The 23,343-nt window shown below is 61.8% G+C and carries 21 protein-coding genes and 1 pseudogene; 6 read left to right on the top strand and 16 right to left on the bottom strand.

Annotated elements, in window-relative coordinates:
* Window positions 1-17: 17 nt before the first annotated feature.
* The 3 genes and pseudogenes from IC608_RS16055 to IC608_RS16045 form a co-directional block, all read right to left on the bottom strand.
* On the bottom strand, window positions 18-1,883 hold the full coding sequence (locus IC608_RS16055; protein ID WP_248306431.1) for a Z1 domain-containing protein: 1,866 nt from the start codon (window positions 1,881-1,883) through the stop codon (window positions 18-20).
* 160 nt (window positions 1,884-2,043) lie between these two features.
* Window positions 2,044-3,240 carry a hypothetical protein gene (locus tag IC608_RS16050; RefSeq protein WP_191777607.1) on the bottom strand — a complete coding sequence of 399 codons (1,197 nt, stop codon included), beginning with the start codon at window positions 3,238-3,240 and terminating at the stop codon, window positions 2,044-2,046.
* 197 nt (window positions 3,241-3,437) lie between these two features.
* Window positions 3,438-3,844 (bottom strand): annotated as a pseudogene (locus tag IC608_RS16045) (transposase); the annotation flags it as partial.
* Between IC608_RS16045 and IC608_RS16040 the strand changes: the two are divergent.
* The gene (locus IC608_RS16040) at window positions 3,782-4,303 is read left to right on the top strand and encodes a transposase (protein WP_428056036.1); all 522 of its coding nucleotides are present in this window, start codon (window positions 3,782-3,784) and stop codon (window positions 4,301-4,303) included. The pseudogene IC608_RS16045 and the gene IC608_RS16040 overlap by 63 nt on opposite strands.
* Before the next feature lie 1,242 nt (window positions 4,304-5,545).
* Here IC608_RS16040 and IC608_RS16035 read toward each other — a convergent pair.
* A complete protein-coding gene (locus IC608_RS16035; protein ID WP_191777605.1) occupies window positions 5,546-6,670 on the bottom strand; it encodes a hypothetical protein in 1,125 nt (374 codons plus the stop codon).
* A 13-nt stretch (window positions 6,671-6,683) separates the two neighbouring features.
* Here IC608_RS16035 and IC608_RS16030 point away from each other — a divergent pair, with 13 nt between their 5' ends.
* Window positions 6,684-7,910, top strand: a complete 1,227-nt coding sequence (locus IC608_RS16030; protein ID WP_191777603.1) for a hypothetical protein — start codon at window positions 6,684-6,686, stop codon at window positions 7,908-7,910.
* A 15-nt stretch (window positions 7,911-7,925) separates the two neighbouring features.
* Here the strand turns inward: IC608_RS16030 and IC608_RS16025 are convergent, their stop codons facing one another.
* From IC608_RS16025 to IC608_RS15995, 7 genes are all read right to left on the bottom strand, one after another.
* On the bottom strand, window positions 7,926-8,516 hold the full coding sequence (locus tag IC608_RS16025; protein WP_191777601.1) for a transglutaminase-like cysteine peptidase: 591 nt from the start codon (window positions 8,514-8,516) through the stop codon (window positions 7,926-7,928).
* Between the two features lie 240 nt (window positions 8,517-8,756).
* Complete coding sequence (locus tag IC608_RS16020; protein WP_191777600.1) at window positions 8,757-8,996, bottom strand: Rossmann-fold NAD(P)-binding domain-containing protein; 240 nt, start codon at window positions 8,994-8,996, stop codon at window positions 8,757-8,759.
* A 127-nt stretch (window positions 8,997-9,123) separates the two neighbouring features.
* Window positions 9,124-9,864: a hypothetical protein gene (locus IC608_RS16015; RefSeq protein WP_191777598.1), complete on the bottom strand. Its 741-nt coding sequence runs from the start codon at window positions 9,862-9,864 to the stop codon at window positions 9,124-9,126.
* Window positions 9,865-10,024: 160 nt separating this feature from the next.
* Window positions 10,025-11,368 (bottom strand): phosphoglucosamine mutase, encoded by a 1,344-nt coding sequence (gene glmM, locus IC608_RS16010; protein WP_191777596.1) that lies wholly within the window; start codon window positions 11,366-11,368, stop codon window positions 10,025-10,027.
* Window positions 11,369-11,494: 126 nt separating this feature from the next.
* Window positions 11,495-13,426, bottom strand: a complete 1,932-nt coding sequence (gene ftsH, locus IC608_RS16005) for an ATP-dependent zinc metalloprotease FtsH (protein WP_191777594.1) — start codon at window positions 13,424-13,426, stop codon at window positions 11,495-11,497.
* Window positions 13,427-13,694: 268 nt separating this feature from the next.
* Window positions 13,695-14,564 (bottom strand): RNA polymerase sigma factor RpoH, encoded by an 870-nt coding sequence (rpoH, locus tag IC608_RS16000; RefSeq protein ID WP_191777586.1) that lies wholly within the window; start codon window positions 14,562-14,564, stop codon window positions 13,695-13,697.
* A gap of 206 nt (window positions 14,565-14,770) precedes the next feature.
* Entirely contained in the window at window positions 14,771-15,817 is a 1,047-nt protein-coding gene (locus tag IC608_RS15995; protein ID WP_191777584.1) for an RluA family pseudouridine synthase, read from the bottom strand.
* Here IC608_RS15995 and IC608_RS15990 point away from each other — a divergent pair.
* Complete coding sequence (locus IC608_RS15990) at window positions 15,816-16,181, top strand: hypothetical protein (protein ID WP_191777582.1); 366 nt, start codon at window positions 15,816-15,818, stop codon at window positions 16,179-16,181. The genes IC608_RS15995 and IC608_RS15990 overlap by 2 nt on opposite strands.
* Here IC608_RS15990 and IC608_RS15985 read toward each other — a convergent pair.
* Entirely contained in the window at window positions 16,178-17,332 is a 1,155-nt protein-coding gene (locus IC608_RS15985) for a coiled-coil domain-containing protein (protein WP_191777580.1), read from the bottom strand. The genes IC608_RS15990 and IC608_RS15985 overlap by 4 nt on opposite strands.
* Before the next feature lie 173 nt (window positions 17,333-17,505).
* Window positions 17,506-18,072 (bottom strand): DUF1134 domain-containing protein, encoded by a 567-nt coding sequence (locus tag IC608_RS15980; RefSeq protein WP_191777578.1) that lies wholly within the window; start codon window positions 18,070-18,072, stop codon window positions 17,506-17,508.
* Between the two features lie 119 nt (window positions 18,073-18,191).
* On the opposite strand from IC608_RS15980, the gene IC608_RS15975 reads away from it, so the two are divergent.
* The 3 genes from IC608_RS15975 to IC608_RS15965 all read left to right on the top strand — a co-directional run bounded on the left by IC608_RS15975 (window position 18,192) and on the right by IC608_RS15965 (window position 19,861).
* Window positions 18,192-18,659, top strand: a complete 468-nt coding sequence (locus IC608_RS15975; RefSeq protein ID WP_191777576.1) for a YHS domain-containing (seleno)protein — start codon at window positions 18,192-18,194, stop codon at window positions 18,657-18,659.
* Between the two features lie 70 nt (window positions 18,660-18,729).
* Window positions 18,730-19,416 carry a histidine phosphotransferase ChpT gene (gene chpT, locus IC608_RS15970; RefSeq protein ID WP_191777574.1) on the top strand — a complete coding sequence of 229 codons (687 nt, stop codon included), beginning with the start codon at window positions 18,730-18,732 and terminating at the stop codon, window positions 19,414-19,416.
* A 73-nt stretch (window positions 19,417-19,489) separates the two neighbouring features.
* Complete coding sequence (locus IC608_RS15965) at window positions 19,490-19,861, top strand: response regulator (protein ID WP_191777573.1); 372 nt, start codon at window positions 19,490-19,492, stop codon at window positions 19,859-19,861.
* A 3-nt stretch (window positions 19,862-19,864) separates the two neighbouring features.
* On the opposite strand, the gene IC608_RS15960 is transcribed toward IC608_RS15965, so the two are convergent.
* The 3 genes from IC608_RS15960 to ctrA all read right to left on the bottom strand — a co-directional run bounded on the left by IC608_RS15960 (window position 19,865) and on the right by ctrA (window position 23,288).
* Window positions 19,865-21,127: an RNA polymerase sigma factor gene (locus IC608_RS15960; RefSeq protein ID WP_191777571.1), complete on the bottom strand. Its 1,263-nt coding sequence runs from the start codon at window positions 21,125-21,127 to the stop codon at window positions 19,865-19,867.
* Between the two features lie 179 nt (window positions 21,128-21,306).
* Entirely contained in the window at window positions 21,307-22,437 is a 1,131-nt protein-coding gene (locus IC608_RS15955; protein WP_191777569.1) for a coiled-coil domain-containing protein, read from the bottom strand.
* Window positions 22,438-22,580: 143 nt separating this feature from the next.
* Window positions 22,581-23,288 (bottom strand): response regulator transcription factor CtrA, encoded by a 708-nt coding sequence (gene ctrA / locus IC608_RS15950; protein WP_191777567.1) that lies wholly within the window; start codon window positions 23,286-23,288, stop codon window positions 22,581-22,583.
* Between the last annotated feature and the right edge of the window lie 55 nt (window positions 23,289-23,343).

The following is a 23,343-nucleotide window of genomic DNA, read 5'->3' as shown; positions in this document are numbered from 1 at the left end:
GCTCCGACGAACTGAGGCTAGGGCGTCGGCACGGCGAACGTGGAGTCCTTGATCTTGAAAAACACGCGCGCCTTGTTGGAAGGATTGCGAACAATACGCACGTGGTGCTCCGCTTTGGGAAACAGTTTGGGCTGGAGTGAATTGCCGCCCAAGAATCCTTGCCGCCGGGCAATGGGATCAAGGATTTCTGGTCCATACCCGGCGATCGGTAGCGATGTGTGTATCGCGAGTTTGTCCTTGCCGTCGAAACGACTTAGATACTCGATGAGATACGTAGGCAGCGCCGTCTCGCCGACGATTGCCTGCATCTTCTTGAGCGTGTCGATAGCGTGCGGCGCGGCCGACGCAATCACGTCAAGAGCTGGGTCCCAATCGAATAAAAGGAAGCTCATTTCGCCTTTTTCGACTTGAACCTTCGTTTGATCGATACTGGACGGAGCAGCAACAGCTATGCGCTTGTCGCCCACCCAGGCTGGCGCCTCCAGTTGATTTTCGATCGATTTCAAGGAAAGGCGGTGAAACACAAAACAGCGCTGCCAATCATTATAGAGGTACTGCGGTATCGATAGTTCAAATTGACGAAGGTAGTTTCCGCGACTACCGAACATCCTTGCTCGCTGGATATATGTGTCCTGCTGCAGCTTATTGGACACGTCACGCGTGAAGAACATCGATAACAGATTGTCAAAAGTCACTCCCCTCGAGACCACATTGCCGCCGACGTAGAACGTAAAGGGCGAACTCGGTGTGGTTGCGCTCCCCGTCAGTGCTCGACGGTCCCGAGTGCTGTTGAGCACGATCGATACCGAACGGGAGATGTTCTTGACCACGTATTTGGCCAGCTCGTTCGAGGAGTCTTTCGGAAAAAGTTTTCTGGCAGTATCGAACGCCTCTTTTGCCAAAGCTTTGAAGACAGGACCAGTCGTGCTTCTGAGATCTTGGATTAGGCTTTCAATTGTTGCTGTGTCGACCGCATGCTTTGCCTTTTTACCGCTGGTGTGGAAGAGCATCGCGTAATTGCCAACGGCGTTGCCCTTCTTGCCCTTGTTGAGGTGAGCAACGGTGACGCAGAAGCGGATGATCGCACTGCGCGCCTCGTCCTGCGTGCCGCCCCCAGGCAGCCAAACCCGTCTGAATTCCACCTTAGCGGCAAGGTCCTCAGGAAAAAACACGTCTTGGCCTGTATACTTAGAGTGCGGCGGGAAGCGGACCCAGTGCTCTGGCTTGTTATCGAAGGTATGATTCAGGTTGAGACGGGCGGGCGTAGCAGTTACACCAATATAGATGCCGTCTTGCCCGATAAGGCTGTCAATATATTCGTTAATGGGTGTTTTCCCACCCGAGTTGACCTTGGAATTAGGTGAGGCGAAGTCGGCTTCATCGTCGATCACAACCAGAGACTCGACTGCTTGTCCGTTCTCGCGCGCGCTTCGGATAGCGTCGAGCAGCCCCTTCAGGTTCTTGCCGTTCTTTTTGCAGAAGATAACGGCTTCCCGATCGAACAACCCTTTTTTAATAGCTTCACCCGCCTCCATTGGAGCGGGTGAGAGGCCAGATGTGCTGAACCGGACCAAATTCTGAGCGAGCAGATCGACGCTGTCGTTCATCAGATGAATGATGATCTTGTGGCCTTCGTCTAGCAACTTGGCCGTCAGGCAGATCATCATTTCGGTTTTACCGCTCTGGGGCTCACCGTAAATGACGAACGCGGATTTTCCGTTACCGGGAACGCTGGTCAGGTTGTTGAGCGCACCCCCAACCGCCTCCTCAACGCTTTTAGTCTCAAGCCCACGATCTTGCATGATTGCAAGTTGGCTTTCGTACCTATTCTTCAAAGATGCAGCTGCGGAGATAGCATCAAGATCGAAAAATTCGCCGTCCAACTCGAACTCCAGAAAATGAAGAATCAATAAGTTCTACATTTTCGCAAATTTTTAGATTCGGCTATTATTAATGCGGCGTCAGCAGTGGATAATTCATATACGCAGTTATTCGGCGCTTCCGTTGTCCCGGCAAGCAGTCAGCAGCAATTGCAATGCTAGTTCAGTTGGTCGCTGGTTTGTTGAAGCTAAGGATGATCTCGCTTCGCATGCGCTTACCGAGTTGATCGGACGTGAGTGGCAAGTACCTGCTAGCCTCCGGCAGTTCGCGTTCGACCCTGCTGGTGACGATCAACCCTGCCTCTTCACCAGCTTTCGCAACTGCGGCCGCGTTGTCGATGTAGACCCCTCGGAGGCAGGAGTTTCCAACCACGAAAGTGGCTTGTCCGTCAGTCTTTAGGACGCGCTCGACCTCGCTCATAAGCCGCTGCAGATCCTGCACGTAGCGATCAATCATGTTGCAAAAGCGGTTGGGTAGCTTTTCGGTGGAACCGATCGCCTGCCGGATACGGCGGAACTCATCCGCACCATCGATCCTGTCCGGGCGCCGCTCGGCACCGATGCTTGAGGATCGTATGCTTCGAAGTGTGGGGATAGAGTGGCCCAGCCACACCAACGCTAGGCGATGACCACGAAGGTAATCAATGGCGTTCAGATAGGGCGGTGATGTGAATACCGCGCTGATCGACTCTGCCGCGATGCCGTCCATGGCTCGAGCATCACCCTGCGCGACCGAAACTCCGCCTTTAGGCGGCTCCGTCCTCAGCTTTTTTGCGATCGAAGCCGCGGCAAGACCGAAGCCTCGCCAGACATCATAACTTGATGTCTCCATCACCTTATGGGGCCGGCTATGGGACACGTCCCGCGCTAGCGAAGCTCCGTTTTCTTTCGTGATGATGATTCTGCTGAGCGCAATGCTAGCGATGTCCAAGGCGGCACAATCGTGTTGCGAGAGTGGCATCTGCCGATACCTGTGCAGAACAGCCGCTATCTTGCGCAGGTCGTTACGCTGTTTGGCCGCAAACCAAAAGTTGGTGAAAGCGACCGTCTCATCGTCGCCGTCGATCCAATCCAATTCGAAATTGTCCGGTAGCTCCTTGGCCTGAGCGAGGACCGCGGCCGCGAAATCACGCGTCACCTCATCTGAACTCGGCGCCGTCCAAGTGCGGGTCATCAAGACAGCAAGAGGATCCATATCCAGGCCGATCGCGGTCAGGCCGTTATCGGAGGCCTGCCGACATACTGTGCCTGATCCGGTCATAGGGTCTAAGACAACGTCGCCAGCGGCCAGGCCAGAAAGTCCATGAAGCGCTAGCTCCGGCGCCATACGGGCTGGGAAAGGGTGAATAGTCTTAGCCACGGGAAGTCTCGACGCTGTTACAGGTTCGTACCCTATTGGAACATGTTCGCCTGAGATACAGAAGTATTCTCTCTAGCTGACAGAGTGGACGCACAAAATAGGTGTGGAGGCGAGCCGATGCTGGGTCTGGATCGTGTCCCATAGCGTGGTGTAGCTGAGGCTGGGCCTCGAGGCTTTTCCGGCATGGGCCGGGCTGATCAGCGGGCCACGGCTGGCAGGCTGACGAGAGGATCATCGCTCAATGGGGCGACGGATTCTAGTGTCATGTAGCGAGACCCCTCTGGACGGCCCACTCATCGTTTTGCTCGAGCAGGATGGTGCCGATCAGGCGGATGATGGCGTCGTCGTTGGGGAAGATGCCCACGACCTCGGTGCGGCGCTTGATCTCGCCATTGACCCGTTCGATCGGGTTGGTGCTGTGGAGCTGGACGCGATGCTCCTTGGGGAAGGTCATATACGCCAGCACATCGGTCTCGGCCTCGTCCATGATCGCGGCGAGCTTGGGCACTTTGGCGCGAATCTGGTCGGCGACGGCCCTCCATTGGGTGCTGGCTGCCTCTGGCGTTTCCTGTGCGAAGGCGGTGGCGATGAAGGCGCTGGCGACCCAACACCTGGTGCAGAGCGGCTGTGCGAAGACATCGACGGCAAGGTAAAGGCCTTCCTCGATCGCCCCCTCGAAGGCGACTGGCCCTATCTGTGGATCGATGCCACTTACCTCAAGGTGCGCCGGGGCGGCCGGATCGTCTCAGTGGCGGTATCGTCGTGGGCGTCAACAGTGACGGCCGGCGCGAGGTTCTGGGCAGATCGGCACGTCCGAAGCCGAGCCGATCTGGACCGGCTGCCTGCGCAAGCTCACACGGCGCGGGTCGCGCGGGGTCAAGCTGGTTGTCTCGGACGCCATGAGGGCATCAAGGCCGCCGGCAGCAAGGTGCTGTGCGCAACCTGGCAGCGCTGCCGGGTCCACTTCATGCCCAATGTGCTGGCTCATGCCAGCAAGAGCGGGCGGCGGGCCGATCACTGCACTTGCAGTGTTCGCTGCCTTTGGCGACGCCACCCGCTTTAAGCGGTCGAGCCGTGCCTGACGCCACGACGCTACGAGTCCGGCGAGATCAGTCGAAACGGCAGGGTATCGAAACAGGGGATAAGTTCGCCAGGTCGTGCCTGTTCGAGGCCGCAACGCCATCTACTGCAGAAACCTTGGTGGATCGCGCATACGGGACTGGGCCCACGCGATCGCCCTAAGAACCGGACCCCGGAAGCCCAAGGTGGCCCTTGTCCGCAAGCTGGCAGTGACGTTGCACGCCATGTGGCGCACAGGTTCGGTCTTCAAGGACACCAGCTCGACTACTAATGCGTTCAGGGACACTGCAATGGCGTGACAGCTGAGATGCCTGCGCCAAGCCGCTGAGCGGCGGTGCACCCCATGCGTCCTGCCGGGACGCGCGCGAGGGTTAGATCGCTTCCCGGACTGCGGCTATGACCGCGCACACCACTTCGATCCACCCGACCTGAACGCAAACATTTGGCGCCCTGCGGCGACCGCGGAGAGAACCTGAGAGCCCGGCAAGGGCAAGAGAGTGCGACGATCACAGCTTGACCAATGCGATTAGAGAACGTCCGGGGACACGACCTGGGTCTGTCGAATGACCGTTTTAGCGGGCAACTTAAAAACCTGGGCAACAGTCCTCTAAGCGGACCGATAGGGCAACAGCGCCCCAAGGCCGATGGGATCAACATGGCCCGAGCTTTTGCGATGCAAGCTGCGCTGACCTTCTTGACTGCCAATCAGCAGTGTGGAGCCACCTACCCTGTCGTGTGGCGAGTTGAACCTCTGAACTCGCCCAGCTGGTCCCTTCTTAGGCCAACGCTCGATGCTCCAAATTATGGTTTAGTCTGATGAGCCTTTTTGGCCCTCATGTCTTGAAAAGAGCTTTGAAATTCTGAGGGGCTTCACGATCTTTTGGTGCCCCAACCATGCGCCTTCTTAAAGGGCATTGGGCGCTGACGATTGTCGACGGTCAAACCGGCATAGGCTCCACAGGCCCGCCGGCCGGCACCATCCCGAACGCTCCGTTCTCCACGCTTTGTGTCCGCCTTTCGGCCACCGCGCGTCGCCTCTCACGCGCGTGCTCCCTTGGTCGCTGCCGCTCGAGAGGAAGCACGGGCGAGCGGATTTTCCCCAAAATTGTCCATCGTCAAAAGGGGCGGGCTCCCCGTCGATACTTTGTCAGAGACTTGAAGGCGAGTGCCTCTGTCGCCAGCCGCTTCGACTGTGCAGGTAAACGCGCTTTGCTCTTGAGTATAATCAGGTAAAGACAGGAGTATTAAGATGAGATCGAAGTATCTTATTGGCAGTCTGTTTGCTCTGGGTACTCTGGCAGCCCCTCTTGCAGTTCAGGCGCAGCAGTTCACGACTATTTCGCAAGTGCTTGGTGTGTGTCCTGACATGGATCAGGCGAGGGACTGTCCACCGGCAGCCGACGGTTTCCTTGGCGCAAGTCCGCGAAGCGATGTCGAGATCTCCACATTGGCACTTACTCTTGCCCAGGCCGGGCAGTTCCCGCGCGTGCCCATGCCGGTGTGCCTCAATACTGCCGACGGCATTCGGGTCCTCGCAGCAGGGGCCAACAGAGCGGCAACTGCGCGGCAGTTGAACGATATTGCCGACAGCCTCTGCCTCGGGCGCGGAACCGCTGCGATCGCGGGCGGTGCCCCTCCGGAGTCGCTCGTTTCCAACGAGGACGACGATGACAATGGCGGTAGCTCCAATGGCGGCGACGGCAACGGCGGCAACGGCGGCAACGGTGGCAACGGCGGCAATGGCGGCCACGGCAATGGCGGCCACGGCAATGGTGGCCACGGCAATGGCGGTCATGGCAATGGCGGCCACGGCAATGGCGGCCACGGCAATGGCGGTCATGGCAATGGCGGTCACGGCAACGGTGGCCACGGCAATGGCGGCCACGGCAATGGTGGCCAGGAGAATGGCGGTCACGGCAACGGCGGTCATGGCAATGGCGGCCACGGCAATGGCGGTCACGGCAATGGCGGTCACGGTAACGGCGGCCATGGCAATGGTGGCCACGGCAATGGTGGCCACGGCAATGGCGGCCACGGCAATGGCGGCCATGAGAATGGCGGTCATGGCAACGGTGGCCACGGCAATGGTGGCCACGGCAATGGCGGCCATGAGAATGGTGGCCACGGCAATGGCGGCCATGAGAATGGCGGTCATGGCAACGGTGGCCACGGCAATGGCGGCCACGGCAATGGCGGCCATGAGAATGGCGGTCATGGCAATGGCGGTCACGGCAATGGTGGCCACGGCAATGGCGGCCATGAGAATGGCGGTCATGGCAACGGTGGCCACGGCAACGGTGGCCACGGCAATGGCGGCCACGGCAATGGCGGCCATGAGAATGGCGGTCATGGAAACGGCGGCCATGGCAAGGAGTGACGCAACGGTGCTGGCGGGGCCAGTTCACGCCGTCACCGGGGCAGATCGAGGAGGGGGTAGGCCCTCTCCTCGTCGGGCGAGCCGGGGGAAATTTCCCCCGCTTGCCGCGGGTCTGGCTGCCCTGGCCGGCCTTGCAGCTTTCCCGGCTCTGGCCGAGGAGGACTATTATCCAGCCCGCGCGGACTGGTCGAGTTACTGGGAAGGCAATCTGAACATCTCGGTCTTCGTCTTCCGGGATATCAATCGAGATGGTCTCTATGATCTCGGTGACCAACCCATGTCAGGGATCATCGTCGATGCTGAAGGCAGGGGACGGCCCGTACGGGCGGTGTCAAATGGCTCGGGCTTTGCCAACTTTACCATGTCGGGCACGCAATCCGATGCCGCGATCATGTTCGAGGGGACCTATGAGTTCACCGTTCGGGTTCCGTCCCACTGGCTCGTCACAACGGGCAATGCTGTCCAGACCACCGAGTTCAAGTCCCGTCCGGGCAGTCCGGCAGACCTGATCGCGGAACCCGCACCACACCTTGTCGGGCTGGCTCCAGAACTGCGGCTCACAGGCACTTTGCCGAACACCAGCACCACCGACATCGTGCTTGCTGGTCCCGATCGTTCCATGCGCCGCCTGCACGCCGATGACGCGCATCGTTTCGCCGTGGCGGTTGGACAAGGGGCCTGGCACAACAAGCTCGCTCCGGGTCGCGACCTCGACGTGAATACGACCCCGGTTCAGGTTGCACAGGCCTGGTGGTCTTCACCCGATCCCATCGGCGCGCAAGAAAAGATCACCTTCGATGACCTGCAGAGCGAGGGCGTCCTCAAGATTCCATCGGGTTACGGCGGGCTGGGCTGGGACAATTTCGTCATGACCCACCGCAAGTTCTACGACCCCGAAGGCTATCGGAACGGGGTCATGTCGGGGGAATTCGTCGCCTATAATGGGTCCGGCCACCCCGCCGCAATCAGCAGCAGCAAGCCCTTCGACTTCGTGGGCGGCTATTTCGGCGCCTCATCGCTGGAAGCGGAGGGGGAGACGCTGCTGATCACCGCATTCAAGGGGAACGAGCCCGCTTATTACGAGGAGATGACCCTTTCGGCCCTCGGCCCGACTTATCTCGCCGCCGACTTCGAAGGGATAACGCGGCTCGAATTCCGGACCGCTCACTACTGGCAGTTCACCGCGGACGATCTGACCGTCGTGCTGCCGTAGTCGGCGGAGTTCGGATCAGGGCGTCCACACCATCGGATCAGCACTGGAGACTGCAAGTATGCGATAGGAAACTTTGCTCATTGGCAGCACATCGCCCACCAGGTTGTCGAGGACGAGATCGTCGCGGTCGGTCTTAACGATCAGGACCGCATGATCGATGCCCTCCCGGGTGCGGACATGGGCCATGCGCAGGGCGCTGGGTGGCAGGCCGCCATTCATGAGCGCATGGCGCTTGCTCAGCACATAGTCCTCGCAGTCGCCGGAGGTCGCCCCAAGCGTCCACACATCGGGACCGGGGTCATTACGGGGACGGATCGAGCGATTGATCTGGCTATTCACGCGCCTGATGCTCTCGAGCATCTGGCTGGTGAGCGTCACCTTGGACTTGCCGCCGCCTTGGCATTGCGCCGGTTGCTGCAGGCAAAACAGTTGAAAGCCCAGCGGTGCCGCTGAGGCTGCGAAACTGGTCGTCGGTGTGGTGGAGAACATTAAGGCCGCGAGTGCAGCCGCGAGCGAAACCTTGAGGGCGTGATCTGGCATGGCCATGTTCCATAAAGAACCATGAGCGAGTGTGCCAACCGATTTGTTAACGATTTCTTGCATCATCCGGGGCACCAAAACGTGCCTCCGGAACGGTCAGCATCACTGTCCCGGCAAAATCCAGCGACCACAATTTGTTAAAGCGACGCCCACCTCCGACGGGTCGATGGGCCATGTGCGGTAACAAATCCGTGATTGGGAGGCACTGCGTACGCATGGTCGACCGACCGAAGCGGGCAGGTCACCTCAGCACCAAATCCCAGCGCTTGTTTAATCTGTGTTGTCTGGGAGCCCTCCGCGGCGGAACTAGCGCGGCCGCTGGTTCATCTCGTCTTCAATGTAAGTGCGGATGATGCTGTCGAAATCTGCATCTGGGACGAAGCCGAGGGAAAGGGCTCGCTTTGTATCGAAGGCCTGCGGCCAGCCGGCCACGATGCGGGCGATGGTTTCGTCGGCCTCGCAGCGGATCAACTGGATGGCTTCAGGGCCGGCTGGGCGCTCGAGTGCGGCAATTTCATCGGCAACTGCAGCAGCAAGGCCGGGCATGGTAAGGCTGCGGCGTTGGCCCAAGGGCGCGGTATTGCGTCCGGCAACGCCAAAAAAAGGAGCCGGTCCCTTGCGGGGCCGGCTCCTTGAACGAATGGCGGGTGTGGCGGTCCGCCACGTCCCAAGATCAGTTGAAGCGGTAACGGACGGTGCCGCGCACTTCGTGGACCCAGTTGTTGTTGATGGAATAGGGGTTGGTGGTGGCGTTGTTTTCCAGCCGGTTGATGTAGAGGGCGCGGTAGCCGACATCGGCAACCACAGCGCCAAAATCATAGCCCACACCGACCATACCGGCGGCAGCAAGGCTGGTGCTCTTGCCATGGACATCGGGATCACCGGGGCCGGTCGTGATGATGTCGTTGAATGCCACACCGGCACCCGCGCCCACATAGCCGAAGGCACCGCCGGCAGCGCCGTAGCCGTAATTGTTGCCGAAGCCGAAGTCATAATAGGCGTTGGCCAGCAGCACCGTGGACCGCAACTGCAACTTGTGCGGACCATCGGCGAGGTTGTTGGAGCCAGTAATGGTGGCCTGCATGCCGTCATTGGCGAGGTAGTCGGCGGTCACGTCGAAGCGAAGGCCCGTTCCGGTCTCGTAGCCGGCACCGGCGCCGATCGAGTAGCCATAGCCCCATTCATCGATCGCGAAGGTGGTCGTCGTGGCAGGCAGGTTGGTCGGATGATTGACTTCCTTGGCCCACATCATGTTGAGGCCGGCGCTGCCGCGCAGATAGAACGAACCGGCATAGCCTGTGTCGACGTCCGGAATCTCGATGACGGGAGGGTAGTAGGGCAGGTCGGCCGCAACGGCCTGGCCCGCGACGAGGGTGGCTCCTGCCACCAACACCACTGCGGTCAGCTTACGCATGAAGTATATCCTTGGGTTGCCACGACACCAGTCGAATGTGGCAACTATCAAACAAACTTCTTAAAGCGCGCTTAACCTAAACTTTTAACCCTAAATAGTGATCAATACAGAAGGTTACTCTTCTGCTAACGCGATCGGTTTTTGTTAACTTCCGGTTAAACTAAGCCACGTCGCGGATTGCGGCTTCAATCTGGCTGACCACAGTCTCCACCAAGGATGCGTCATCGGCTTCGCCCATCACCCGGATGACCGGCTCGGTGCCCGATGGCCGGACGACGAGGCGGCCGCCCGTGCCCAGAAGTGCTTGCCCATCGGCGATCGCCTGGATGACCTGCTTGTGTTCCAGGGGCCTGCCGGAGCGGAAGCGGATGCTGCGCAGCAATTGCGGGACCTTGTCGAAGCGGGAGCAGATTTCGGAGATCGGCTTGTCCTGCTGCTTGAGCACGGAGAGCAGTTGCAGCGCGGCGACTAGACCGTCGCCGGTGGTGGTGTAGTCGGAGAGAATGATGTGGCCCGACTGTTCGCCGCCGACATTGAACCCCTTGGCGCGCATCGCTTCGAGGACATAGCGATCGCCCACCTGCGTGCGCTCGAGCGTCAGGCCGAGACCGAGCAGATAGCGTTCGAGGCCCAGATTGGACATGACGGTGGCGACGATGCCGCCGCCCTGGAGGAGTTCGCGCTCCATCCAGCTCTGCGCGATGACGGCCATGAACTGATCGCCATCCACGACATTGCCCTTTTCGTCGATGATGATGACGCGGTCCGCGTCCCCGTCGAGGGCGATGCCGATGTCGGCCCGCACTTCCTTGACCTTGGCAGCAACCGCGTCGGGGGCCGTGGAGCCGACCTTGTAGTTGATGTTGTAGCCGTCTGGCTCGATGCCGATGGCGATGACCTCGGCACCCAGTTCCCAAAGCGCCATGGGGGCGACCTTGTGCGCGGCGCCGTTGGCGCAATCGAGCACGACGCGCAGGCCCGACAGGTCCATGCCGCGGGGCAGGGTGCGCTTGGCATATTCGACGTAGCGCGTACGGGCTTCTTCGTCGCGGTGGGCGCGGCCGATCTTCATGCCGTGGGCGAGGAGCTTGCTCATGTCGGTTTCGATGAGCCGCTCGATCTCGGCTTCGACCTCGTCGCTGAGCTTGTAGCCGTCGGGGCGGAAGAATTTGATGCCGTTATCGTCGTAAGGGTTGTGCGAGGCCGAGATCATGACGCCAAGATCGGCGCGCAGCGAGCGGGTCAGCATGGCTACGGCCGGGGTCGGCATGGGCCCGAGGAAATAGACGTCCATGCCCACCGCGGTGAACCCGGCGGCGAGGGCGTTTTCCAGCATATAGCCGGAGCGGCGGGTGTCCTTGCCGATCACGACACGGTTGCGATGGTCGCCGCGCACGAAGCGCGTGCCGGCGGCCATGCCGACCTTCATGGCGAGTTCAGGGGTCAGCTTGTCGCCATTGGCGAGCCCACGGATGCCATCGGTGCCAAAGTATTTCCTGGCCATCGCCGTTCTCCCAACTGGTCCGCTTGGTAGAATACCACTTTTCGACCGGCATAGCCGACAGCGGGGTAAAGAGAAAGGGCCACCGTGAGGTGACCCTTAATTGTTGTGCGAGTGTGATCCCGTTGCCTAAGTGCCCGGAGCAGGCTCGGGCGGCGCATCGGGCGACGGGCCAGGACGCTTCTTGCCGGCAGCACCAGCCGAGGGTACGCCCGACGCCTTGGGCGCGGACGGACCATTGTCATCGGGGCGGACCGGCTGCTTGCCGTCCATCAGGGCGCGCAACTCGTCGCCGGTCAGCGTCTCGTATTCCAGGAGCGCCTGGGCGATGGCTTCCCACTGGTCATGGTAGGTGGTGAGAATGTTCTTGGCCGTTTTCTCACCATCCTCGATCAGTTGGCGCACTTCTTCGTCGATCAGCTTGGCAGTTTCGTCCGACATGTTGTTGGACTGCGTCACCGAGTGGCCAAGGAACACTTCCTGGTCATTGGACTTGTAGCGAACGCGACCGAGACGCTCGCTCATGCCCCATTCCATCACCATGGAGCGGGCCAGACCGGTGGCCATCTGGATGTCGCCCGAAGCGCCCGATGTCACCTTGGCGGGACCGAACTTGATGATCTCCGCCTCGCGGCCGCCAAACAGCATGGCGAGCCGGGCCAACGCCTTTTCCTTGGAGAAGGAATAGGTGTCGTTCTCGGGCAGCGTCATCACCATGCCCAGGGCGCGGCCGCGGGGAATGATGGTCGCCTTGTGGATCGGGTCGAGCCCGGCCATCTTGAGAGCAATGATGGCGTGGCCGGCTTCATGATAAGCCGTCAGCTTCTTTTCGTCGTCGGTCATGGCCATGGTGCGGCGCTCGGCGCCCATCATGATCTTGTCCTTGGCGTCCTCGAATTCCTGATGCGTCACGAAGCGCTTGTTGCGCCGGGCCGCCATGAGGGCAGCCTCATTGACGAGGTTCATCAAATCGGCACCCGAGAAGCCAGGCGTGCCACGAGCAAGTACCTTGAGATCGACGTCGGGTGCCAGCGGCACCTTGCGGACGTGGACCTTGAGCACCTTCTCGCGGCCCGAGACGTCCGGGTTCGGCACCACGACCTGCCGGTCGAAGCGGCCGGGACGGAGCAGGGCAGGGTCAAGCACGTCAGGGCGGTTGGTGGCCGCAATCAGGATGATGCCCTCATTGGCCTCAAAGCCGTCCATTTCGACGAGGAGCTGGTTAAGCGTCTGCTCGCGTTCGTCGTTACCGCCGCCCAGACCGGCACCGCGCTGGCGGCCAACCGCGTCGATTTCGTCGATGAAGATAATGCAGGGCGCGTTCTTCTTGGCCTGTTCGAACATGTCGCGGACGCGCGATGCGCCGACGCCGACGAACATTTCGACGAAATCGGAACCCGAGATGGTGAAGAAGGGCACGTTGGCTTCGCCGGCCACGGAGCGGGCGAGAAGCGTCTTACCGGTACCCGGAGGGCCGACCAGCAGCACGCCGCGCGGAATGCGGCCGCCCAGGCGCTGGAACTTGCCTGGATCGCGCAGGAATTCGACGATTTCCTCGAGGTCCTGCTTGGCTTCATCCACGCCAGCAACGTCCTCGAAGGTCACCTTGCCCTGGGTCTCGGTGAGAAGCTTGGCGCGGGACTTGCCAAAGCCCATTGCGCCGCCACGGCCCCCACCCTGCATCTGCCGGATGAAGAAGAACCAGACGCCGATGATCACGATGAACGGCAGCCAGGAGGACAGCAGGATAGACCAGAACGGGCTCGATTCGGGCTCGCGCGCCGTGATCGTCACGTTGTGGTCTTCGAGCCGGGAAATGACGTCGGCGCCATCGGGAATGATGGTTTCGAAGCGCGTGCCGTCATTGAGCACACCGGAGACCACATTGTTGGTGATGGTCACGCTAGAGACGCGGCTGGAGTCGATGTCGGAGACGAACTGGCTGTAGCTCTTGTCCGAAACGGAAATCGACCGCGTGGAAGACTGGAAGACCTGGAACAGGCCCATCAGCATGAAAAGTATGACCAGCCAGATGGCGAAGTTGCGGAAATTTCCGTTCATCAATCCTGTCCCGGAGGAGCCGGTGCGTCCTGCACCAGTGTTTGGGCGAATGTAAGTCCCGCAATAGGGCGTTACAAGGGCAACACCTGCGGCGTTGCCGCCGCTGCGTCCAGTCATTTTGTCGCGTCGGGGTTAATACGTTCTGCCCCGCCAGTTGGATGCAGGGCCGCGGTGAAATTAACATCGACCGATGCTGCGGCGCAGACTGGAGCAAAAAGCGAAAGCGCCCGGCCAGGGCCGGGCGCTTCAAAATGGCTGCCGGGTAGTGTCAGTGAGCGGCCGCTGCGCCGCGGACCGCCTCCTGCACCTTCTCGAACGCACGCACCTCAATCTGCCGGATGCGCTCGCGGCTGACGTCGTATTGCTGGGCCAGTTCCTCGAGGGTGGACGGGTTTTCCTGCAGGCGCCGAGCCTGGAAGATGGCGCGTTCGCGCTCGTTGAGCACATCCATGGCTTCGTTGAGCATTCCCATGCGCTCGGCGTATTCCTCGCTCTCGCCAAGGCTGGTTTCCTGGTCAGGCGTTTCGTCGACCAGCCAATCCTGCCATTCCGAAGACCCTTCGTCGGCCCGCATGGGAGAATTGAGTGACGCATCACCGGAGAGGCGCGAGTTCATCTGCACGACTTCGGCCTCTGACACCTTAAGGGTCGTGGCGATCTGCTTGATCTGATCGGGATGCAGGGCGCCGTCTTCGAGAGCGGCAATCTGACCCTTCACCTTGCGCAGGTTGAAGAACAGGCGCTTTTGCGCGGCAGTCGTCCCGATCTTGACCAGGCTCCAGGAGCGCAGGACGTATTCCTGGATCGAGGCGCGGATCCACCACATGGCGTATGTCGCGAGCCGGAAGCCTTTTTCGGGCTCGAAGCGCTTGACCGCGTGCATCAGGCCGACATTGCCTTCCGAGATCACTTCGGAAATCGGCAGGCCGTAGCCGCGATAGCCCATGGCGATCTTGGCAACGAGACGCAGATGGCTGGTGATCAGCTTCTGGGCAGCGCCGGGATCGGCGTGCTCTTTGTACCGCTTGGCCAGCATGTATTCTTCATCCGCTTCCAGCATGGGAAACTTGCGGATTTCCTGAAGATAGCGGCTGAGGCCCCCTTCGGACGAGAGGACCGGCAAATTGGTTTGGGCCATGGACGCACCCCCTTTCACATCCCCCGCTGTCGCGGGCGGAACCGCCTGGCTACGTCCTTCCGGCACGAAGGCAGACGCTCTGTTGATATAGGTGTCAGTTTGGCGTTTTTAAGAGGACGAAGGGTTCGAAACGTTACAAATCGACGTTGGTTCCGAACAGCGCCAAAACTGCTTCATCGGCATAATACGATAAAACACCGGATGGTTCAAACACGATCGCGAGATGATCGTGCGTTGCTGCGGTCATAGGGCTCGAGCGCGCCAAGGATGTCGGCGAGATCGTCGGGGAGGTCGGCTTCGAAGAACATCTCCTCACCCATCGCAGGATGCTCAAAGCCCAGTTCGGCCGCGTGCAGGGCCTGCCGCTCCAGATTGGAAACCAGTGCTGCCAATTCCTGGGGGAGCTTGCGGACCTTGGTGGCAAAGCCAGGGGCGTAGAGAGCGTCGCCGACCAGGGGATGACCGATGTGGGCCATGTGGACGCGGATCTGGTGCGTACGCCCGGTCTCGAGTTCGCACCGGATTTGCGTGATATCCCACCCGGCATCGCCGAAGCGGCGCTCGACGGCATAGTGGGTGATGGCCTCGCGTCCATGTCGGAGCACGGCCTGCTTGAGGCGATTGCCGGGATCGCGGCCCAGCGGCGCATCAACCGTCCCCATGCCCGACTGTGTCGCGCCCCAGGCAAAGGCCGTGTAGGCGCGATGCAGGGGCCCGGTGCGGCCGTGATCGGCGAACTGCGCGGAGAGATGGCGATGCGCCTGTTCCGTCTTGGCCGCCACCATGACGCCGGACGTGTCCTTGTCGAGCCGGTGCACGATGCCCGGCCGCTTGACGCCGCCGATGCCCTTGAGGCTCTCCCCGCAATGGAAGATGAGGGCGTTGACCAGTGTGCCATTGGGAGAGCCGGGGGCTGGATGGACCACCATGCCGACCGGCTTGTTGATGACGATCAGGTGCTCGTCCTCGTAAAGGATGTCGAGGGGGATATCCTCGGGCTCGGGATCGGGGTCTTCCGGGGGTGGCGCAAGAAGGGTGATTGTTTCTCCCGCCTTGAGCCGGTATTTGGGTTCGGCGGCCGGTCGCCCGTCGATGCAGACGGCGCCGCCTAGGATCAGATCCTTGATCCGGTTCCGGCTCAGCGCATCATGGGCTTGCGCCAAGGTCGCATCAAGACGGCCACCGGCCATCGCCTCGTCGACGACAACCGTCACGGGTTCGCCTTCACATTCGAAATCGGTGTCTTCCGCCATGACCAATCCTGAACCGTCCGATGCCAATGCCGCGCAGGCCCAGACGGAGTTAACGCCGGAAGCACGGGCTTTGCTGGGACGGGCGCGCCGCTCGTTCGGTGTGTCGATCGGCATCCTGTTGCTCGGCTTTATGGCGATTGGGTTCGCCCTTGTCTATCGCGTGATGCGCGACAGCCCGCCACCGGTCGTGGCCGAGACGGTCAGTGTGCCGGCCGACGCCGAGGTGCTTTCGGCTCTCAACACGGACGGGACGCTGCAGGTCACCTATCGCGCGGGCGCTGCCGTGACACTGGCCGTGTTCGATGCGGGCACAGGGGAATTGTTGCGCAGCGTCGTGATAACCAACGCACCGGCGGCCAACTAGCGCCCCTGGAGTTCGCGGAGCGCGGCGAGGCGATCGGTTACGGCGCCCTGCCGGCTTTGCGCCGCGGCGCGTGGCAGCACATCGGCACTCTCGCCGTCATCGGCAAAGCGCTGCACCCGGTCGAACAGGCTCTCCTGGCCGGCAGAACTGGCCTCGGCGGCCTCCTGATCCGTGTACACCACCCGGCTGACGGCGGCGGCGATGCTGGTGAGACGCTCGCGCAACGCGTTCTCGTCGGCGCGGTCCGTCCCCCAATCAGCCAGAATATCGCTTTCGAGGGCGCCGATCTCGTCGCGCAAATCGTCCAGGCTGACGGTCCTGCGCTCCAGATCGGCTGGACGTTCCGTGTCGTCTTCTTCTGTGGTTTCGGCCAGAAGCTCGGTCAAGCGGGTTCCCGCGCTTGCGATGCGGGCCTCTGCTGCGTGAAGCTCTTCGGCGCTCTCCTCCCGCTCGGCATCCCGGCCGCTCAAGGCGTCGCGCATCTGGGCGATGGCTGCTTCGGCCTCGGTGGTGCGCCGGCCTGAGGTTTCAAGCTCGGCAACCAGGGTGCGCGCCTGGTCCTCGAGATAAGACGCGCGCTTGCGCTCGACCGCCAGAGCCGTCGTTAACCGCTCGATGTCGATCTGATAATCGCCCGAGAGGTCGGCTCCGTCGAGTTCCGTCTCCGCCGGCAGGCCGCGGCGCAGGGAATTTCGCAGGTCCTGCACTTCGGCCGCCCGCGATTCAAGATCGCGTTCCCGCATCCTCAGGCGCTGGGCCAGATCGGCCCCTTCCTTTTCGAGCTCGAGAACCCGCGCCCGCAGGCTCGCTTCGCGTTCCTCAAGATCGGAGACGATTTCGAGGTGCTTGGCGCGTTCGGCGGTGAGCGCGCCGACATCCGTCCGGGCCTGGTTGGCCAGACTGGCCTGCTCGGCAAGGCGCGTCCGCAACTGCTCGATGGTCATTTCGAGCCGGCGGGCCGACAGCGCAAATTCAGCGCGCAGTTGATCCTTGTCGGCCCGGAACTCGGCCAGGGTAATCGGCGTCGCGGCCTCGATCCGGCGCTTGGTCAGCCGCACGGCCCGCTTCCACACGGCCGGTAATATCGCAAGCGCCATCAGGCCCGCCACCAGCAGGCCCAAGGCAAAATACATGATGTTTTCGATCGGCATCGAGCACTCTCCGGCGCCGCGCGAACCCGTACGGTCCGCCTTAGATTGGTGGCATGGGAGGACGCTGGCCAGTCCTGCCCAAGGTTAACCCTAATGGGTTTGGCCCCTGCCGTCACGAAAAAGCCGGGGCTAGGCCCCGGCCTGATACGGTTATGATGCTAAAGCCCGATGGGTCAGAAGGGGTTCCATGTGGGCTGGTTGGTGAAGTTGAGATAGCCGACATTCATTCCGAGGCGGGCGCCGACGCCAGAGCGGATCGGCACCACCACCACGCCGCCGCGCTTGGTGACCGTCATGCCCAAGCCACCCAGGAGATAAGCCGAGCCATCGACACCGGGGTAGCGGCCCAGGATCTCGGGGACCGAGGTGAGGTTGTAGACCAGCATCATCACCTTCGACCCATCGCCGCCGACGTCGAAGCCGATGGAGGGGCCCTGCCAGAAGATGGAATACTGCCCGGCGTTGCGGGTATAGAGCGTGCCTTCCCCGTACTTGGCGCCGACGATGAGGGCGCCGCCGGCTTCCTGGCCCAGGATATAGCCATTGGGCTGACCGAACTGCCCCACTGCCCGTTCAACAAGGGACGCCAGGCCCTGCGCGGCCGAACCGAAAAACTGGTTTCCACTCTCGACCAGTTCTTCGCCGGAATAGGTGTCGCTCAGCGACCCCTGCGCCAGAGCGGGCGCGGCGGCCAGCAGGGCCAGCAAGAAGGTAGCGAGCTGTGCGAGGCGCTTGAGCATGGAGTGTCTCCTCGTGTGGAGCCGGTTACGAAGACCTAAGGTCTTTGCGGCAGGGTGGGGCCTTCCGGCGCGCCAATCATTGGGCAATGATGAAGCAAACCTCTAAACAAATCTTAACCATGCTTGCCTTGGTTCTGCCGCTTTTCGGGCCGGTTGGCGCCATGATGGGGCCGGCGCTCGGGCAGTCGACCGTTAGCCTCATTCTGACTGATCCCCTGACGGGGGTGGCGATCGGCGGCTTCGACCCGATTTCCTATTTCACCGAACCGGCGCCATTGCCAGGACGGCCGGATCACGAATTCGACTGGATGGGCGCGCCATGGTATTTCGCCAACCCGGCTAATCTCGAAATCTTCCGGCGTCACCCGGAGCTCTATTCCCCGCAGTTCGGCGGGCATGGTGCGATGAGCCTGTCGCGCGGCTTTGTCGCCGATGCCGATCCCGCCATCTACGTCGTCTACAAGGAACGGCTTTACCTCTTCTATTCGGCGGCCAATCGGGAGGCATTTCTGCTGGCGCCAGATGCGGCCGCGCTGCGCGCCGAGGAGCATTGGCAGGTTCTGTCCAAAACGCTCTCCCGAGAGTAGTGCGCAGGCGACGAGCCTTCTATTGTCGCAAAAACGATTCTCGCCGGTGGGCGACCCATGGAGACGTGCGATGACCGATATCATTGAGCTCAAGGCGACCGATTTGGCGGCTATGCTGTGCTCTAGGGTCTGCCACGATCTCATCAATCCCATCGGGGCCATCGGCAACGGGCTCGAAGTCCTATCCGATCCTGCCCAGTCCGACATGGCGGATGGAGCGCGCGACCTGATCGCCAGCGCTGCCAAGCAGAGCCGCGCCAAGCTCGAATTCGCGCGCCTGGCCTATGGTGCTTCCTCCACGGCCGGTACGGACATCGATACGCGCGAGTGCGAGCGGGTCGCCCGCATTCTGTTCGATATCGAGAAAGCCGACCTCGAATGGGACGTGCCGCTGATCCTGCTGCCCAAGCACAAGGCCAAGCTGTTCATGAACATGCTGCTCATCGCGGCCGGTTCGGTGCCGCGCGGTGGCCGGGTGGCGGCACGCATTTCGGGGCCGGCGGGCCAAGAGAAATTCGAGTTCGCCTCGTCGAGTGACCCGGAAAAGCGCCAGAAAACCCTCGTGCCCTCAGGCTCGGCCGGCCTGCTGTCCGGCATGCCGGAGGAAGGGGCTGTCGACGCGCGGGGCATCCAGCCGTTCTACACCGGTCTTCTTGCCCGCATGACGGACATGGAGCTCGCCATCGGCATCGAGAACGACACGTTCTTCTTTACCGCCGTGCCCAAGACGCAGGACAAGAGCGCCAATAGCGCCTAACCCGTCAACCTTTCTCCAACCGTTTGGCTGGCATAGTTGCAGAGGCGTCCACCATTCACAGGGTCCTCTGGCCATGCGCAGTTGCCTGATCGTTGATGACTCGACCGTCGTGCGCAAGGTTGCCCGCCGGATCCTCGAGGACCTCGACTATATCGTCGAGGAGGCGGAGGACGGGCAGGACGCTTTCGAAAAGTGCCGGCAGGACATGCCCGACGTCATCCTGCTGGACTCCAACATGCCGATCATGAGCGGGCTGGAGTTTCTCAAACTGCTGCGCGCCTTCATCGGTGGGGAGACGCCCCACGTCGTCTACTGCACCGTCGAAAACGACGTCGGCGCCATCGCCATGGCGCTGCGGGCCGGTGCCAACGACTACATGATGAAGCCGTTCGACCGGAAATCAATGGCACAAAAGTTCGGCAAGGGCGCCGCTGCGGCCGCCTGAGCCCTACGCAGTCTCCTCCGCGCGGCCCAGGAGGAACGATCTTTCACGCGCGTTGCGCGTCAGTTCCGCCGCCCGGCGGAACTCGAGGTTCGCCTCGCTGTGCCGGCCTAGCTTGCGCAGAATATCGCCGCGCACGCCGTAGAGCAGGTAATAGTTTTTGAGAGCCGGCTCGTCGCGAATGGCGTCGACGAGCGGAAGCGCGGCCTGCGGACCTTTGGCCATCGAGACGGCCACGGCGCGATTGAGGGCGATCACCGGTGACGGCGTCACCTGATTGAGCAGGTCGTAGATGGCGGCGATCTGGTCCCAGTCGGTGTTTTCGGCCCTTCGAGCGCGGGCGTGACAGGCTGCGATGGCGGCCTGCAGCGTGTATGGACCCATGGCTCCGCCGAGGCGCTGGGCGTGGGTGAGGCCATCGAGGCCCCGCCGGATCATCAATTGGTCCCATAGCGCGCGGTTCTGATCGAGCAGCAGGACCGGTGCGCCACTGGCGTCAGTGCGCGCCGCGGAGCGCGAGTGCTGGAGCTCCATCAGGGCGAGCAGTCCATGGACTTCCGGCTCGTCGGGCATCAGCCCGGCCAGAATGCGTCCCATGCGCATGGCTTCCTCGCAGAGCTGTGGCCGCATCCAGTCTTCGCCTGCGGTGGCGGAGTAGCCTTCGTTGAAGATGAGGTAGAGGACGCCCAGAACTGATGCCAGCCGCTCTTCGCGCTCGGCTCCGCGCGGAACTTCGAAGGGGACGCCCGCATCGGCGATCGTGCGCTTGGCCCGCACGATGCGCTGCCCGATCGTTGTGTCGTTGGCCAGAAATGCGCGGGCGATCTCTTCCGTGGTCAGGCCTCCGATCAGCCGCAGCGTCAGGGCCACGCGGCTTTCCGCCGGCAGGATGGGATGGCAGGAGGTGAAGATGAGGCGCAGCAGATCATCGCCGACGTCGTCGTCCAGCCCCTCGTGCAGGGCCGCCTCGGCGTCAGGCACATCGTCCTCCAGCGCGCGCCCGATTTCCTCGAGCTTGCCCGCTGCCATCTTGCGGTGGCGGAAGTAATCGATGGCCTTGCGCTTGCCGGCCTGCATGAGCCAGGCGCCCGGGTTGCGCGGGACGCCCGTTCCCGGCCAGGTCCGCAAGGCGGCCATCAGCGCTTCCTGTGCCAGCTCTTCTGCCAGCGAAATGTCCCGCACCTGCCGCGTCAGTCCGGCAATGAGGCGGGCTTGCTCGGTTCTCCACACGGTTGTGATGGCCCGCTCGGTTTCGCTCCGATCGCTCATCCTGGTGCCCATTCCCTGTCAGCCCGTTCCAGCGAAAGAGCATCGCGTTCGCCCCACCTCGTCAAGGCCCTTGCGGCCTCTGGGGATACGACGCGTGGCGGCGGGCTGTTTCGACAGCCGGCTGGGCATAGCAAAAGGCCGGCGTCGGTGGCGCCGGCCTCGAGTGGTATATTGGACGATCAGTTGCCGCGGGCGAAGCTTAGGCCTGCCAGCGGGCAATCGGCGTCGTCGGCAATGACGATGGTGCTGCCCTGGCTCGAGAGGGTGCACGTCATGGGGAAGCTGGCGTTTCCAATGTCGCCGGAGGCGTCGGTCAGGACCAGGGCGGTGTCGTCCATTGTGTACTGTCCATCCACGCTCCGGCCGTTGCGGGCGCGCATCTCGAAACTGCCATCGTCATTGAGCGTCAGGCCCAGCCCGCTTTCGGCGCGATAGTTTCCGCTCGGCACCGCCTGGGCGGCGCGCTGGTCGGCTATCCGGGCCTCCATATCCTTGAGCTCCTGGCTGCGCTGGGCCAGTGTCGCCGTCAGTTCCTGCACCTGGGGCTGAAGCGTGTTGAGCTGGCCCTGATAATCATCGACACTGGCCTGCAACTCGTCGCGACGGGAGGTCAGATCATCAATCTGCTGCTGCAGAGTCTGAACCTGCTTGCCAGCCTCTTCCTGTTGCGCGGTGCGGTCGGCCAGCTGTGTCTGAAGCGTCGTCATCTCCTCGCGGGAGGACTGCAGGCTGGTCTGGGTGTCGGAAAGCTGCTTGGTGGCGACCGCCGCTTCCTGCGTCAGCTGGGCCAGATTGGCCGTTGCCGTCTCTTCCTGCTTGCGGGCTTCAGCGAGGCGGGCGCCCACATCGTTCAACTGCTGCGTTGCCGTTTCGATCTGCTGGGTGAGCTGGTCGTTCTGTTCGGTCAAGGCGTCGGTTTGTGCCTGGGCCTCTTCCTGCTGTGCCGTAAAGTCGGCCAATTGCTGCTGCCGAGCTTCGATTTCACCCTTGCCGCTTTCGATGTCCGCTGCGATCGACGTGAGATTATCGCGAGCAGCCTGCAGGTCGGCGTTCGTGCTCTGGAGGTCGCCCTTGGCTGCCTCGAGTTCAGCCTGGACCTGCTCGATGTCTCCGTTCAGTCCCTCGCGCTCTGCAAGCTGAGCCGCGGCTTCCTGGCGGGCTGTGTTTGCCTGCGCCAGCTGCTGCTGGAGCTGGTTGGCCTGATTGCTGGCGTTGATCCACATGGCAAGGAAGGCAAACCATCCCACCGCGGCCAGGACCAGCAGGGTGAGAACAAGCGGTTCGCGCAAGCGTTGAGACATGTCTGCCATGGAAATCCCCTTTGTGCCTGGCTCGGAACGCCCTCTTTGCGGGCCCGGTTCCGAGTGTGCGTCAACTGGGCGACAGGGTCAAAACGGAAAAGCCCCGCGCTGGTGAGCGCAGGGCTTTGAAGAAATCAGCAGTCGCCTCAGGATCAGGCGACGCTCTCGGCATAGACCTCGCTCTCGTCCGGCTCGCGCAGCACATAGCCGCGACCCCAGACGGTCTCGATGTAGTTCTTGCCGCCGGTGGCCACGCTGAGCTTCTTGCGCAGCTTGCAGATGAACACGTCGATGATCTTGAGCTCGGGTTCGTCCATGCCGCCATAGAGGTGGTTGAGGAACATTTCCTTGGTGAGCGTAGTGCCCTTGCGCAGCGAAAGGAGTTCCAGCATCTGGTATTCCTTGCCTGTCAAATGCACGCGCTGGCCCTGGACTTCCACAGTCTTGGTGTCGAGGTTGACCATGAGATCGCCGGTCGAGATGACCGACTGCGCATGGCCCTTGGAGCGCCGGACGATGGCGTGGATGCGGGCCACGAGCTCGTCCTTGTGGAAGGGCTTGGTCATGTAATCGTCGGCGCCGAAGCCGAGACCGCGCACCTTGTCCTCGATACCGGCCAGACCGGAAAGGATCAGAATGGGTGTCTGAACCTTGGCGACGCGAAGGGTGCGCAGCACCTCGTAACCGCTCATGTCGGGCAGGTTCAGATCGAGAAGAATGATGTCGTAATCGTAGAGTTTTCCGAGATCGACGCCCTCCTCACCCAGATCGGTGGTGTAGACGTTGAAACTCTCGGACTTGAGCATCAACTCGATGCTCTGCGCCGTGGCGCTATCGTCCTCAATAAGGAGTACCCGCATTATATTCCCCTTGTCATTCGTTCCTGCTGGAACCCGCGAGAAGCAAGGCCAATTG

The sequence above is a fragment of the Devosia oryzisoli genome (assembly GCF_014837245.1).
Taxonomy (GTDB): domain Bacteria; phylum Pseudomonadota; class Alphaproteobacteria; order Rhizobiales; family Devosiaceae; genus Devosia; species Devosia oryzisoli.
This window is presented reverse-complemented; position numbering and strand designations above follow the sequence as displayed.

What these genes read in the sequence shown, in the direction of transcription:
- IC608_RS16020 (WP_191777600.1), bottom strand. Translation starts at nt 8,996, where the DNA reads ATGCCCGGCCTTGCTGCTGCAGTTGCCGATGAAATTGCCGCACTCGAG.
- ftsH (WP_191777594.1), bottom strand. Translation starts at nt 13,426, where the DNA reads ATGAACGGAAATTTCCGCAACTTCGCCATCTGGCTGGTCATACTTTTC.
- IC608_RS15980 (WP_191777578.1), bottom strand. Translation starts at nt 18,072, where the DNA reads ATGCTCAAGCGCCTCGCACAGCTCGCTACCTTCTTGCTGGCCCTGCTG.
- rpoH (WP_191777586.1), bottom strand. Translation starts at nt 14,564, where the DNA reads ATGGCCCAAACCAATTTGCCGGTCCTCTCGTCCGAAGGGGGCCTCAGC.
- IC608_RS15965 (WP_191777573.1), top strand. Translation starts at nt 19,490, where the DNA reads ATGCGCAGTTGCCTGATCGTTGATGACTCGACCGTCGTGCGCAAGGTT.
- IC608_RS15985 (WP_191777580.1), bottom strand. Translation starts at nt 17,332, where the DNA reads ATGCCGATCGAAAACATCATGTATTTTGCCTTGGGCCTGCTGGTGGCG.
- chpT (WP_191777574.1), top strand. Translation starts at nt 18,730, where the DNA reads ATGACCGATATCATTGAGCTCAAGGCGACCGATTTGGCGGCTATGCTG.
- IC608_RS15955 (WP_191777569.1), bottom strand. Translation starts at nt 22,437, where the DNA reads ATGGCAGACATGTCTCAACGCTTGCGCGAACCGCTTGTTCTCACCCTG.
- ctrA (WP_191777567.1), bottom strand. Translation starts at nt 23,288, where the DNA reads ATGCGGGTACTCCTTATTGAGGACGATAGCGCCACGGCGCAGAGCATC.
- IC608_RS15960 (WP_191777571.1), bottom strand. Translation starts at nt 21,127, where the DNA reads ATGAGCGATCGGAGCGAAACCGAGCGGGCCATCACAACCGTGTGGAGA.
- IC608_RS15995 (WP_191777584.1), bottom strand. Translation starts at nt 15,817, where the DNA reads ATGGCGGAAGACACCGATTTCGAATGTGAAGGCGAACCCGTGACGGTT.
- IC608_RS15975 (WP_191777576.1), top strand. Translation starts at nt 18,192, where the DNA reads ATGCTTGCCTTGGTTCTGCCGCTTTTCGGGCCGGTTGGCGCCATGATG.
- glmM (WP_191777596.1), bottom strand. Translation starts at nt 11,368, where the DNA reads ATGGCCAGGAAATACTTTGGCACCGATGGCATCCGTGGGCTCGCCAAT.
- IC608_RS16015 (WP_191777598.1), bottom strand. Translation starts at nt 9,864, where the DNA reads ATGCGTAAGCTGACCGCAGTGGTGTTGGTGGCAGGAGCCACCCTCGTC.
- IC608_RS16035 (WP_191777605.1), bottom strand. Translation starts at nt 6,670, where the DNA reads ATGACCGCCATTCTCATGGCCGCCATTGCCGTGGCCGCCATTGCCGTG.
- IC608_RS16025 (WP_191777601.1), bottom strand. Translation starts at nt 8,516, where the DNA reads ATGATGCAAGAAATCGTTAACAAATCGGTTGGCACACTCGCTCATGGT.
- IC608_RS15990 (WP_191777582.1), top strand. Translation starts at nt 15,816, where the DNA reads ATGACCAATCCTGAACCGTCCGATGCCAATGCCGCGCAGGCCCAGACG.
- IC608_RS16030 (WP_191777603.1), top strand. Translation starts at nt 6,684, where the DNA reads ATGGCAAGGAGTGACGCAACGGTGCTGGCGGGGCCAGTTCACGCCGTC.